Genomic DNA, 821 nt, shown 5'->3' with positions numbered 1-821 from the left:
CCAAGCCCAGCAACGTCTGTTTTTTCAAAGGAGGAGTCAACTCCAAAGACAACAACAGTTCAGAAAAATGGCGGAAAAGAAAGGATATGCACCACCATTGATAAGACTGTCATGAACAAGATACGTGTCATATCAGAAAAAGAAGGTGTTCAAATAAATGAGCTTATAAGTTTGGGACTTGACATGCTTATAAGCAAATATGAAGAAACACATGGACAGGTTCGTCCCAAGAAAGAAAATAGAGGGGACATTAACAACATTTTTCGTTAATGTTCTTACTACCACTTACAATGAACAGAGCGAATAACCGAGTAAGGTTCTCCGTTCTGTTCATTTAGTATGTACACAACAACGATTTTTCTCGCTTCATTCGTCACCATTGCTGTCTTTATTCTTTTCATATCATTATATTTATTCTTAATGTTTATTATATAGAATGTTCAATGATTATTTTTTTTAATACATCCGTCAGATTGCATTTCTTTTCCAACAAATGTGAAGAAAACTTATTATGCAGTATATACCAACCCGACCTGAAATCAACACTATTGCACACATGGTAGTTTAAGTCCTCCCGTAATTCATAAATAAGTACGCCTGCCGTTTTCTTGAAGGTCTTTGCACCAGCGCATAAACCTATAGCTTGGAGATGTGCTACTCTTTCATTCTCACAGAACCAATTATATGCCTTGCAAATTTTACCATTTACATAAAGGACGAAAATATAACTCTTTTCCATTTTGCCTGTTGTTTATAATTCAAAATATTATTCTGGGCATCCCGATTCTCAACCTTAAAGGATTTTTCGTTTCTTCGACCCG

The 821-nt window shown here is 35.4% G+C and carries 2 protein-coding genes; one reads left to right on the top strand and one right to left on the bottom strand.

The window, feature by feature from the left end:
* The coding region (locus tag HMPREF9304_RS01720) for a hypothetical protein (protein WP_036926103.1) at window positions 1-270 on the top strand (270 nt) is incomplete at its 5' end.
* Between the two features lie 8 nt (window positions 271-278).
* Here the strand turns inward: HMPREF9304_RS01720 and HMPREF9304_RS15135 are convergent.
* Window positions 279-401 carry a hypothetical protein gene (locus HMPREF9304_RS15135; RefSeq protein WP_262502957.1) on the bottom strand — a complete coding sequence of 41 codons (123 nt, stop codon included), beginning with the start codon at window positions 399-401 and terminating at the stop codon, window positions 279-281.
* Between the last annotated feature and the right edge of the window lie 420 nt (window positions 402-821).

The organism is Hoylesella timonensis S9-PR14 (assembly GCF_000762405.1).
In the GTDB taxonomy this organism is placed as follows: Bacteria; Bacteroidota; Bacteroidia; order Bacteroidales; family Bacteroidaceae; genus Prevotella; species Prevotella timonensis_A.
This window is presented reverse-complemented; position numbering and strand designations above follow the sequence as displayed.

What these genes read in the sequence shown, in the direction of transcription:
- HMPREF9304_RS15135 (WP_262502957.1), bottom strand. Translation starts at nt 401, where the DNA reads ATGAAAAGAATAAAGACAGCAATGGTGACGAATGAAGCGAGAAAAATC.